A 12,806-nucleotide genomic window follows, 5' to 3' on the forward strand; every position below is an offset into this window, starting at 1 on the left:
AGCAACCCGCTCACGGACGCAGCGCCCACGCAATACTTGGGACCGGCGCCCGATCAATGACGGCGTCGTAGACGCGATCGCTCACGCGGTAGGACGACGGTCGCCGAGATGCCGTCGCCATGAAGCGTTAGGCTGTCTTGCGCACATGTCCTCGCGCGGCCGGTGTGCAGGCTGATGCAGCGGGCAATGTAGCAAAAGCCCTTGCGGACTCAAGGTGTGGTCGGGCCTTCGGGTCGATTGTTGGCCGGAGGGTCGCCCTCCGGCCATGGCTCTATATCCAAGTCTGGGCGCCAACCTTGGCCGGCTCTGCCCGGCGCGGCTATTCGCGTTCGCCTGTGAAATTCAGCAACAGCTGGAAGATGTTGATGAAGTTCAGATAGAGCGAGAAGGCGCCGAAGACGGCGAGCTTCTGGCGCGATTCCGAATCGAAGTTCTCGGCATACTGTTCCTTGATTGTCTGCGTTTCCCAGGCGGTCAGGCCGATGAAGACGGCAATACCGATCACCGAGATGGCGAACTGCAGCGCGGTCGAGCCGAGGAAGATGTTGACGATGCTGGCGATCACCACGCCAATCAGGCCCATGATCAGGAACGACGAGAACTGGGTCAGGTCGCGTTTGGTCGTGTAGCCGTAGAGGCTGGTTGCGCCGAACATGGTGGCGGCGATGAAGAAGGTGCGCGCGATGCTGGTTCCGGTGAAGACGAGGAACACGGAAGCAAGCGACAGGCCCATGACCGCGCAGAACGCCCAGAACATCGCCTGGGCGCTGGCCGCCGACATGGTCTGCATCTTGAACGAAAACAGCATGACGGAGGCGAGCGTCGCCAGCATCACCACCCATTTCAGCGGGCCGGAGAAGATCGGCACGTGGAGCGCCGGCGTCGATGACACCATGAAGGCGACCAGGCCGGTGACCACGAGGCCAACGCCCATGTAGTTGTAGACGCGCAGCATGTGCTGGCGCAGACCTTCGTGGATCAGGTCGCCGGCGTGGCTGCGGGCGGTTTCACGGCGATCTACTGGATTGGGCTTCTTCATGTGAATGGTCCTGTTTTTGGGATCAGTAGTTGCGGGCCTGGAAGCCGTCCATGTCGGGCAGCATGACGTCGAGAAATGCCTGCACCAGCCGTCTCGGCCTCTCACGCGAAAGCCGTTGCGTGTCAGGTATTTCGCGAGCATGGCGGCCAGGCGCCTGTCGTCGTCTACGATGAGAACCTAGTTCCGCCATGCTCGTTTGTCTGCTCCGATTCGAAACTGTGCAGGTACAAAGCTTACCAGCGGGTGCCGGCTAATCCCAGAATTCGACAAGCTTCTCCATCTGCTCGGGCGTCAGCACCGCGGCGCCGTCGAGCAGCGCCGTCGTCAGCTTGCGAGGCTTCGTCGAAGGCCGCGACGAGCGCGGCCCGCAGCTTCTCCGCTGCCTCGCGGTCGATGGTTGGCAGCTTGTCGACATCGTTTAGGGTACAGACTAAGCCGAGCATGATCGGGCGGAGACCGTCGAGGAACTTGTCCCTGATCGCCTTCAGTTTCTCTTCCTGCTCGGGCGTGGCGTCGATCTCCTCTTCGAGCATGCGCTCAAAGCGATGCTGGCCGAACCCCATCCCGCGCCGGAAGTTGGCCTGCATGTGCATGTCGAGTCCGCCATGGCCCCCGCCCATGCCGAAGCGCTGCATGCGCTCGTAATCCTGGCTGAGCGCGCCGGCGACGCCGACGCCGGCAAGCGCCGCTATCGCAATGCCGCCTATGGCGATGCGCTTGCGCCAGCTCTTCTTCTGCGGGGTGCCGGAGAGGCTGGCCGGTTCTTGATGGTTCGGTTCCATCATCCCATCCTTTCGATAAGCGGCATCTTTGCCGCGACTGGGGAAACTACGAGCGCAACGTTTCGGCCGTTGCGGGCGAAGACGTGGTCGACTTCCCGATGCCCCTTGCCGTACAATGCGATCTGACGCAGACCTGCCATATAGCTTTCCTTCCTTTGTTCTCTTGCGGCTGCCCGCGACATGAATACCGGCCGGCAGCTCTCGCCGCCTCGCCCTTATGGTTTCAAGGCTCGTGCCAGCTCGTCGAGTTGGGCCGAAGCAAAAAAATGGCGTTTGCTTTCAGTGGCTTAGCCTCGGGCAAAACAATAGATCGGTTAGACCCAGACTGTGTCGCGGACTCGACAAAGGCGACACAACGTGTCGGCTTCCGTTACTTGCGACCCGTATACCTCGCAGGACGATGGCCGCTGTTGCTCCCCGCGCCACGTTCGTTCGCTTTGTTGCCATGATATTGTCTCCTTGCATGTCAGAAATGACGGGCCGCACTGTGAATAGGTCTGCTGTATTGGTTGAGATCGACAGAGCTCTGGCGCGCATTTACGCAAACTCTGCACGCATTATTTGTACAGTTGTCGCAGACGTCGATCTGTACTCACTTGTTCCTAGTTTGCTCCTGTCGCGCCCCGGTCGTCAATGAGCGCTATCGGCTTGCCAGCCGATCATGCTGCGTAGAAAGTTGGTGCCAAGACTGATGAATGCGGCCCGCTCGCGATTGTCCTTGCCGTAGCCGTGCCCGCCCGCGCTGAGCTCGTAGAAGTAAGCGGGATAGCCAAGAGCCTGCAGCTTTGCAGCCATCTTGCGCGCATGGCCCGGGTGGACGCGGTCGTCGCGCTTCGTCGTGGCGAGCAGGACAGGCGGATAAGGCTGTCCCGGCGTTGCGGCGTGATAGGCGGAGATTTCCTTCAGGAAAGCCCAATCGGCCGGCTTGTCAGGATCGCCATATTCGTCGATCCAGTTCGCGCCCGCCAGGAGCTTGGTGTAGCGGCGCATGTCGACAAGCGGAACTGTGCAGAACAGCGCGCCGAAGTGCTCGGGGTAGCGGGTAAGCATGTTGGCGATCAGGAGGCCGCCATTTGAGCCGCCCTCGGCGGCAATCCGGCTCGGCCGCGTAATGCCCCTTCGCACGAGGTCGGCCGCAACGGCGGCGAAATCGTCATGGGCGAGACGCTTGCCCTGTCTGCGCCCGGCGTCGTGCCAACGGGTGCCGAACTCGCCGCCCCCACGGATGTTCGCCACCACGCACGTGCCGCCGCGTTCGAGCCACAGCTTGCCCAGCGCGGAGTTGTAGGAGGGCAGGAGCGACATGCCGAACCCGCCATAGGCGGTGAGATGAACCGGGGCATCGCCGTTCCCGTCCGCCGGACCGACCTGCGTATAGGGGATCATCTCACCATCGATCGAGACTGCCTCGTAGCGCGTGACCGTCAGTCGGGATGCGTCGAAATTCTCCGGGTTGCGCTTCAGGATTAGTGAAGCGCTGAGAGGCGGCGCGGCATTGAGATCGAATAGGGAAAGCTGCGGCGGCGTGATCGGATCCTGAGCCCAGACCAAGACCTCTCCATTGGTTTCGTGATCTTCTGCGTCGAGTGACCAGAGTTGGACATTGTTCGCGCCGGGCACAGTGTCCAGGGTTCGGCGCGTCCATTCCTGGGGACCGGGGGTGAACATCTCGAATCGCGGAACGAGGTTGCTGAAGTAGGAACTGATGAGCTTCCCCTCATTCCAGAAGAATGACTGCAGGGAACGTCTTTCGGCTGGTTCAAACAGGGTACTAAATCCGCGCTCGCCGGCCAGGAAGGAGGAAAGCGAGATGCCGATCAGCGCGTCGGCGGCATAGGTCGTCCCACCAACCGTCCAGGGTTTGCGCGGCTTTACCGCCAGCCAGTCATCGAAGCCATTCCACCAGGCGTCCCGAGGAAGGTCGATCTCAACCTTCGGCCCGCTTCTATCGCCAATGCGGGCTATCTTCTCGAAGTAGGCCGGCTTTTCGATAAACCATAGGCGCTCGCTTTCGGCGGTACGGTCCAGATGGCCAGACACGCCGAGGGATTCGGAACCGGTCTCGAAGATTACCGGCGCGGCGAGGGGATCCGCGCCACGCTTCCACAGCCGCACGGTGCGCGCGTAGCCGGAGCGGGTGGCCATGCCATCACCAATCGCACTGGAAAGCAGAAGCGTGTCAGGATCGAGCCAATCAATGCCGCCTTTGGCCTCCGGGAGATTGAAACCGTCGGCGACTAAGCTCAGAGTCCCTAGATCGAATTCGCGATGCACGACCGCGTCGCTGCCGCCGCGCGACAGGCGCAGGACGGCTCTTTCGCGCGTCTCCGGCTCGATCGACGCGCCGCCCCAGATCCAGTCTTCTCCGTCGCTAGCCGCGAGGGCATCCAGATCGAGCAGTAGCTCCCACTGCGGATCCGCCGTCATGTAGGCGGCAAGGGTGGCCCGGCGCCACACCCCGCGGGGATTTCCGGCATCCTGCCAGAAATTGTAGAGATACTGACCGCGGCGCATGACCAGGGGAACCCCGTCGGGACGGTCGAAAATCGCCGTCAGTGCCGCCCGGTCCCGATCGAACTGCGTTCCACCAAAGTGCTTCAGGGTCTTTGCCGACTGGCTGGCGGTCCACGCAAGTGCCCGTTCACCTTCTACATCTTCAAGCCAAAGATGGGGGTCATCGTCGGGTGCATTCACTGTTGGGCGGAAATCGAATTCGGTCATGTCCGCACAACCAGAGAAATGAAAGCGCAATGGCTTCCGTCTGCTCGGGAACACTCAGTTTTGGCGGCTGCACCCGCATGTTCCAAAAACGCGATCATCAGCTAGGCTCTCCTCAGTGGACGGCGTCGCAGTGCTTTTGCGCACAGGACTGCATCTGTCGTGCCAACCGGGAAATCGTTTGGAACGCTGGGATCGCTCTGGCAGCGTTGTGTCACATGTCCGACATCGTCGAGAATCCGACAACGAGCGCACCCCGCAATCACCGGGTCAGCCTCCGGCCCGATCGGTAACACCGTGCAGCACTCAAGCAGTGAAGCTCACAATGTGTCGGCCGAATTGAGAAACTGACCGGGTCAAATCCTCACTTCGCTTGACACACAATGAACGTGGTTGGCCTCCAACATCTTCGCTCCGGAACGCGTCCCGCACACGGATTTCAATGGCAGACAGCACGAGGCCATGGAGGGCGTGAGCGAACAAGACCGGCCGCGCCTGTGGATTTAGCGCCGGCGGAAAGAATGGGGCATCCGAGGAAAAGCGATGCCACCCGGCGTTGGTGCACGGATCGTTTATTGGTGTGGGTTTAGGCAAGCGGTAACCGCAATAGCCTTTGTAGCGTAGCCATGCCTTGCAAACACAATACCAGCCGCCATCATATTGAGAAGATGAAGTTCAGGGTGACGAACTGGCCAGAATATGAGGCAGGACTTCGTCATCGCGGCAGTTTGACCCTGTGGGTGACGCCGGAAGCCCTGTCCAGGTGGCAAGCGCCACGACGCAAGACACGTGGCGGCCAGCACCGCTATTCTGATCTGGCGATCGAGACCACCTTGACGCTGGGCCTTGTGTTTGGCCTGCGGCTGCGCCAGGCAGAAGGCTTGCTGGAATCGGTGCTGCAACTGATGGGGCTGGCGCTCGCTGTCCGCGATCATACCACCCTGAGCCGTCGGGCGCGGACATGGCAATCGCCCAACAAACGGCATGATCGCCAGGTTCCGCCGGAGGGACCAGTGCATGTTCTTGTCGACAGCACCGGCCTGCAGGTCTACGGCGCGGGTCAGTGGCTGGAGGAGAAGCACGGCGCCAGATCCCGTCGCAGTTGGCGCAAGCTGCATCTGGCACTGGATGCCGACAGCGGCGAGATCATTGCCCATACCCTGACTGATCAGGACACTGGCGATGTCTCTCAAGTTGAGCCACTACTCGACCAGATTGGCGGTCCGATCGGACAGTTTACTGCTGACGGCGCTATGACGGAAAACCGACTTACGACGCAGTCATCGATCATAGCGCTGCCACCGCAATCGTCATTCCGCCTCGCGTCAACGCGGTCGAACCATTCGACGATAGACCTGCCGGCCAAAGGGACCAGCATATCGCCGCAATCGGCAGAGACGGCCGGATGAAATGGCAGGTCTCCAACGGGTATGGCAAACGCTCGCTGGTCGAGACCGCCATAGGGCGATACAAGTCCACCATCGGGCGGCGTTTGCGGGCACGGTCGCTTCCCGTTCAGCAGACCGAAGTCGCCATCGGCTGCGCCGTCCTCAACCGCATGCTTGCCTGCGCACGCCCGAAATCCGCCCGCCGCAAGGCGGCCACGGCATAGTCTGCCGCTTCAAAGATCGACATCCGCTCAAGTCCGGACCCATGCACCAACGCCCAAGCGATCGAGAACCTGCATCTCGAAGGAGCGCGGGAAAACCAAAAAAATCAGGCTGTGTGACGCCATTTCGAATTGCTGGACACGGATAGTCAGCATTTGGCGGCTCATGCAGATTTGGCTAAAGATGGAGAAAAGATGGGCGCGAATCAGAGGATCGAATCGATGAAGAATGCGAGTAAGGCTAGGAAGCCATCGAAAGCGAAAGCGCCCACCCAAAAGAGTAAGGGGCAGGGCAATCCCATTTTGGTCATGTTGAACAATATGGATGAAGACTTGGTCGCCGTGCTGCGGCAGACCGTGCAGAAAGAGATGGGTTTTGGTTCCGAAATGTTTGATCCGGAGGATCCTATCGATCTATTCGCTGAATATCTGGAAAGCTGCGCGCTGGGTAAGGCCGATGAAGATGTGCAAGCCGCACTCTTGACTGATTTGGTTGTTGAGCTAGGCGGCCTTAAAGTAGACTCCAATGGAGGTGACCGGGAAGCTCGCGAAAAAATCCAAGCCATCTATGATCTATTGGACAATGCAATTGAAGGTCATTCGCTGCATCCAATTGATATGATGATGACCGGGAAGATTTTTACTGATGCCGGGTGGGCTGTTCCCGATAGTTTGAGACAGGCTATGGCTGAGGCGCTACGAACTGCCCCGCCGGATACGCAAGGTGTTGCCGGAAATGCTATCGTTTCATCGCTGTTGGAAGTAGCCGATCAGGTAGGACAAAATCCGTTCGATGTCTATGAAAGTGTGAATTCCCTTTTGGCCGGCTTTCCGCCGGAGGCTAGTGTCATGCTGCTGGTTGAACTCGTCGCTGGCAAGAAGGCGGTGATTGATCAGGCCGTCGCTGGATTCGTGTTGCATCCTGATGCTGTTCTCGCGCAGTCAGTGGCTGAAACTTTGGCCGTATCCGCTACGCAAACCCCCGTTGAGAGTTCGATGATCGAACGGCTTGTCCGCATGCGGCCTTGGGTGCCGCAGACCCGACAGGCCCATCTCGACGCAACCATACGGGCCATGCGGTTGAACGCCTTACCGCCGGCGAAAACGGAGTCGCCAAAGGTCATCAAGTGTTATGTCTCGGTCTGCGATGGTTCGGGCACGAGAGGTCTCTTCGTCACACAAAGGGTCGGCGCTCACTACCAACTTGCAAGCGTCATGATGAAGTATTCAGGGGTTGCCGAAGCTATGGTTATTCCGGAACTGTCAAAATCCGAGATGGACGATATGGTTCGTCAAATGAAATCCTCCATGCCGGTGTCGGAAACAGATTTAGCTGGCATTGCTCGGATGTTGGGACTGGCGATTGCCGACAATTTCGCCTCTGGAAATCTGCCGCCGTTCAAATTGGTCGAGGTGGTGGAGAGTCTCGGCCTTGGTCCGGTTCATCCCGATCATGCTTCGCCAATGGAAATCATTACGGGCCTCCTGGCTGATCTGCCACCTGAACAATCAAATCCGACAGCCGTGGCAAGAGCGCACGCCGATCTACTGGAAAGTGAATTCAAGTATCAATGGTTTGAAGCTGGCGAGGCGTTAGAGGATTTTCTCTATCCTGTCAAAGGTTCCAAACAGCGCGTTGCCAAACTTATGAAGACTTATCTGCCTGAACGACGGCTTTTTTGGGCGCGGCAATGCGCGATTTCGGCGCTTGCGATGCGTGGTAATGAAAAAACGCGTCATTGGCCTTGGAAACAATTGGCTCTCGTCGGGCGCGACATTGCCTCGGACTTGCCGTTTGATCAGATACCCCTGATGAAACAAGTAGCAGAAATCTCCGTGCGAGCTTTTGAAAGGCGGCCGTGACCGGGTGTAATGCGGGACAGCCTTGAGGACCAAGGCAGGGCGTCGGGCGCCACTGGGGCGCGCCTTCGCATAAGAATGATTTGTATGGAACGGGATGGCGTTGGTGCATGGGTCCGGACTTGAGCGGATGTCGATCTTTGAAGCGGCAGACTATGCCGTGGCCGCCTTGCGGCGGGCGGATTTCGGGCGTGGGGGCTGTCACGTTGTCAAAAGGACGGCGAGTGTAACGCCGTGAGATGCCGTTCAGGCAGTGATGCCGGCAGCGGCTTTCCATTCGGCGATGGCCCGAAGGCGATGATTGCGGATTTGGGAGGCAGAGCAGGAGCTATGACGGATTTTGGGTGACGGGGTTGATCAAGCGGCGCTTTGCGGCTTCATTTCGATGAGCTCGATCCCATCCTGGAACTTGGCACCTGCGAGCAGTTTCGGCAACTGATTTTGTCCCTTCAATCGACGCCAGGATTTGGCGGCGGCCATGACGAGCTTGAACAGTTGGAGGTGAACGGATGGCGAACGCTGTCCGTTAAGCTATTGACTTCACTCGCCTCGAGTTTTCGGCGCGAAAATGTGTGGTAACAACATTTGATCTGCTAGCCGCATGTTGTATGGATTTTATGGCATTTATTCGCTAACAACGCTGGCATGTTTGTCGTTGAGAGAGTCGCGCGCGGCCACCGCTATCTTTACCTCGTGGAAAGTGTCCGCGACGGCAAAACCGTTCGCCAGCGCACGATAAAGGCGCTGGGCCGCAAGGATGCGCTGGTTGCCAGCGGCGAACTTGACAGATTGGCGGCCTCGATTGCGCGCCATGGCGAGCGCAGCCTCATCCTGTCCGACATTGACGCGGGGCGAATTGCCTCTCGCCGCATCGGCGGTCCGCTGTTGTTCGGGCGGCTGTGGGAGCGGCTCGGGATCGGCGATGTGCTGGAAGAGGTGCTGGAAGGGCGCCAGTTCGGCTTTGCGGTGGAACGGGCGGTGTTCATTGGCACGTTGCATCGGCTGTTCGTCTCGGGCTCGGACCGCGACTGCGCGAACTGGATGGCCGATTATGGTATCGAGGGCGCCGAGGGTCTGGCGCTCCATCACTTTTACCGGGCCATGGCGTGGCTGGGCGAGGAACTCGGCGAAAAGGCGCAAGGCGCGCTGGTGGCGCGCTGCGTGAAAGACGTGATCGAGGAAAAGCTCTTCGCGCGCCGGCAGGACCTGTTCACCGACCTCAGCCTTGTGTTCATGGACACCACCTCGTTGTCCTTCTACGGCGCGGGCGGCGAGACGCTGGGCAAGCGCGGGCATTCCAAGGACTTCCGCCCCGATCTGGCGCAAATGATCCTGGCGCTGGTCGTTGATGCCGAGGGCCGGCCGATCTGCACCGAGATGGTGCCCGGCAACACCGCTGACGTGACCGTCCTGTTGCCGGTGGTCGATCGGCTGCGAACGCGCTTCGGCGTCACACGCGCCTGCGTTGTCGCCGATCGCGGCATGATCAGCGCCGATACCATCGCCGCGCTCGAAAAGCTGGGCATGGAATACATTCTGGGGGCCCGCGAACGCTCGAGCAGCGTGATCCACAACGTCGTGCTCAATGACGCGGCACCGATGGTTCCGCTCGTTCTCGAGCGCCAGCGCGGTGAAACTCAGTTGTGGGTCAAAGAGGTCAAGGTCGGTAAAGACCGCTACATTGTCAGCCGCAATGACGCCGAGGCCGAGAAGGACAAGGCCGACCGCCAGGCGATCATCGCCGGCCTCGAGGCACAGCTCAAGAAGGGCGACAAGGCACTGGTCGGCAACTCGGCCTACCGGCGTTACCTCAAGGCCAGCGGCAAGAACTTCAAGATCGATGTCGGCAAGCTTGCCGAGGAAGCCCGGTACGACGGCATCACCGTGGTGCGGACCAACGCGAAGGTGACCCCGCTCCAGGCCGTGCTGCGGTATCGCGATTTGCTCGAGGTCGAGAGCCTGTTCCGCGCCGCCAAGGCAACCTTCAATACCCGGCCGATCTTCCACCAATCCGATGCCGCCATCCGCGGGCATGTGTTCTGCTCGTTCCTGGGGCTCGTACTCAGCAAGGAACTGTACCGCCTCTGCCGGGCCAAAGGCCTGACGCCCGAATGGCAGCCGCTTCTACGCGATCTCGACCGCCTCCAGGAAGCCACCATCGAAAAGGATGGTCGCATCGTCACCACCAGAACCCACGTTACGGGCCAAGTGGGCAACGTCTTCAAGGCACCTGGCATCGCTCTGCCACACAACCTCGACGAACAACTCGCCTGAGATCATCCCCAAAATGTAGTGGTAACACGCGCCGGCGCGCGCCTAACGTGCTGATATAATAACATATTCTTACAGGCGGTGTTTAAGTGGGGCTAGACGCCAATGCGTAGGCCATGGCCCGCTGTCCACACACACAAAGAAAAGCCCGCTGCCGGGAGGAGGTGGCAGCGGGCTCGATTTGAAATGCGGCGCGGGAGGAGGGGTATTGCAAAACATAGGGCGCAAACGTTGCACTGAACACCAAAAAGGCATCTCTGCTTACGAGCCAGTCATAGGTCTCCTTCAGCCGCGAGAGTTCTGCGACGGTGCCGGTGCCGACACCCTCCTCGGTGACCGCTGAATCTTAGTTTGAAGGAAAATAGGAAATGGACGCCCTCAATAAGGCAACAGCGGTGAGCCGCATACTTGAGCCGCATTCCGTCGCGGTCATTGGCGCATCTGCAAGTCCCTCCAAGCGCGGATATCAGATCATCAACGCGCTTCAAAAGGCCGGCTACTGCTATCCGATCCTTCCGGTCAACCCGAAGGGAGGGACGATCCTCGGTTTACCCGTCGCCACTGAAATCGATACCCTTCCGGACGGCGTGGACATCGCGGTGATAGTCCGCCCGGCTGAGGAAGTGCCAAATATTCTTCTTCAGTGCGGCAAAAAGGGCATCGCGGGCGCGGTAGTTGTCGCGCATGGATTTGGAGAGAGGGGCGACCAAGCAGCTGGCACGGAGAAGAGATTGCGTGATGCCTTAGCAGAAAGCGGCGTCCGCATAATTGGGCCAAACACGTCCGGAATGGTAAACTGCACCGTGCAGGCGGACCTAATCGGCCTGCCAGAACTGCCGCCATTGGGACCGGTCAGTGTCTTAACGCAAAGCGGCAACATGATTCTGACGGTGCTCGAGGATAGCCGCGCGATTAATGGTCCCGGCTTCGACGTCATCGCTGGATTGGGTAACCAGGCTGATGTGGGATATGACGAACTGATCGAAGAGCTTTGCCTGCGCAAGAGCACTCGGTCGATTGCAATCTACAATGAAGGCTTTGTCGATGGGCGGCGCTTGCTGAATTCGGCGGCTCGGGTGGGGCAAAGCTGCCCGATTGTAATGCTCCGCGGAGTGCGATCCCACGAAGGTGGGAAAGCGGCGCTTTCTCATACGGGTTCAATTGCGGGGGCCGACGATATTGCTCTAAGGGTGCTGCCGCAAATGGGCGTTACGTTGGTAGATCGCTCTGACGAATTACTGCCGATTGCTGCACTCCTGGCGACCACGCCTCTTCCCAAATCACATACTGGGATTGTGGTTCTGGCTGACGGTGCTGGACATGCAACGCTTGCGGTTGATGCGCTATCGCGTGCGTGCGTGCCTCTTGCGTCTCTTTCAGAGGACACCAAGGCCAAGTTGAGAAAGGTGCTCGGAGAAGAGGCCAGTGTCGAAAATCCGATCGACGTTTACAGCGCCATAGATGCACATCCGGATGTCTTTCCGGAATGCATTGAACTCTTGGCGGCAGATCCAGAGGTGGGGCTCATTCTGACATCCGGGATGTTTGGAGCGTACCACCTAAGGTTCGAAGATTCTCTCATGAAAGCTGAGAATTTGGCCGCCGAGCGTATCGTTGCATTGCAAAAAGCCTCCGGCCTTCCGCTAGTTTTCCATAGTTGCTACGCCAGCCGAATGCCTGAGAACCACCAGATCTTGCGAAATGGCGGCATGCAAGTCTTTGCCTCGTTGGATTTGGCTGTTGCAGGCTCGAGAGCGCTCTTTGAGAGGGCAACCTGGCTTTCAAAACACAGTAGCCACAACACAACGTTGGCGACTGGGGGGCCGCGCGTTGTCGTGCCCAATGGCTTGTCGGCAGAGACGACAGCTCGCGGGATATTGCAGAAATTGGGTGTGAACGCTGGTCAATGGTCGGCTGCTGTCGATGCCGAATCCGTAGAGGCGGCAGTTTCCGAGTTCGCAACCTCTTGTGCGGTGAAGGTTGATTCGGCGGCGGTCAGCCATAAGTCTGACGTAGGCGGGGTGTGTCTCGGAGTGACGAGAGAGACGGCGCAGGCTGTAGCCGCCGATATCACAAAGGCCGTGAAATCACACGCCGGTCCAGGAACAGCGTTCGGTTTCATCGTCACGCCGATGGTGGATAGCGGCACAGAACTATTTGTGGGTGCAACCAACGATCCTGTTTTCGGTCCGGTGATCTTGTTCGGCTCAGGGGGTGTGCTGGTTGAGGCAGCCGAAGACGTGACTTTCCGCGCGGCACCGGTTTCTCTCGAGGAAGCCTTGAACATGATCGAGGAGACGCGTGTTGCGAAGATCCTCGACGGTTTCAGGCAGTTTCCGAGAGTCGACAAGCGATCTCTCGCCAGCTTCATCTCGTCCTTGTCTATGGCAGTCTTGAGAATGGAAAACCTTGTGGAGCTCGACATCAACCCAATTATCGCTAACGAAAGCGGTATCTATCCGGTCGATGTGAGGTTGGTCGGAAAATAATAGCCGCCATGCACGCAGGCGATCCTTTGGTTGCCGAT

6 protein-coding genes and 2 pseudogenes are annotated in these 12,806 nt (G+C 59.1%); 4 read left to right on the plus strand and 4 right to left on the minus strand.

What is annotated here, in order from left to right:
- Positions 1-319: 319 nt before the first annotated feature.
- The 3 genes from ACZYHG_RS33730 to ACZYHG_RS33740 form a co-directional block, all read right to left on the minus strand.
- On the minus strand, positions 320-1,039 hold the full coding sequence (locus ACZYHG_RS33730) for a Bax inhibitor-1/YccA family protein (protein WP_258580685.1): 720 nt from the start codon (positions 1,037-1,039) through the stop codon (positions 320-322).
- Positions 1,040-1,272: 233 nt separating this feature from the next.
- Complete coding sequence (locus ACZYHG_RS33735) at positions 1,273-1,824, minus strand: hypothetical protein (protein ID WP_258580686.1); 552 nt, start codon at positions 1,822-1,824, stop codon at positions 1,273-1,275.
- 627 nt (positions 1,825-2,451) lie between these two features.
- A complete protein-coding gene (locus tag ACZYHG_RS33740; protein ID WP_464615298.1) occupies positions 2,452-4,542 on the minus strand; it encodes a prolyl oligopeptidase family serine peptidase in 2,091 nt (696 codons plus the stop codon).
- Positions 4,543-5,165: 623 nt separating this feature from the next.
- Here ACZYHG_RS33740 and ACZYHG_RS33745 point away from each other — a divergent pair.
- Together ACZYHG_RS33745 and ACZYHG_RS33750 are read left to right on the plus strand one after the other, a co-directional pair.
- A pseudogene (locus ACZYHG_RS33745) lies at positions 5,166-6,151 on the plus strand (IS5 family transposase).
- Positions 6,152-6,304: 153 nt separating this feature from the next.
- On the plus strand, positions 6,305-8,011 hold the full coding sequence (locus ACZYHG_RS33750; protein ID WP_464615299.1) for a hypothetical protein: 1,707 nt from the start codon (positions 6,305-6,307) through the stop codon (positions 8,009-8,011).
- 354 nt (positions 8,012-8,365) lie between these two features.
- Here the strand turns inward: ACZYHG_RS33750 and ACZYHG_RS33755 are convergent.
- Positions 8,366-8,509 (minus strand): annotated as a pseudogene (locus ACZYHG_RS33755) (IS256 family transposase); the annotation flags it as partial.
- A gap of 144 nt (positions 8,510-8,653) precedes the next feature.
- On the opposite strand from ACZYHG_RS33755, the gene ACZYHG_RS33760 reads away from it, so the two are divergent.
- Entirely contained in the window at positions 8,654-10,282 is a 1,629-nt protein-coding gene (locus ACZYHG_RS33760; RefSeq protein WP_464615300.1) for an IS1634 family transposase, read from the plus strand.
- Between the two features lie 365 nt (positions 10,283-10,647).
- Complete coding sequence (locus ACZYHG_RS33765) at positions 10,648-12,768, plus strand: acetate--CoA ligase family protein (RefSeq protein WP_464615301.1); 2,121 nt, start codon at positions 10,648-10,650, stop codon at positions 12,766-12,768.
- The last annotated feature ends 38 nt before the right edge of the window (positions 12,769-12,806 follow it).

The sequence above is a fragment of the Mesorhizobium subarcticum genome, from assembly GCF_055456085.1.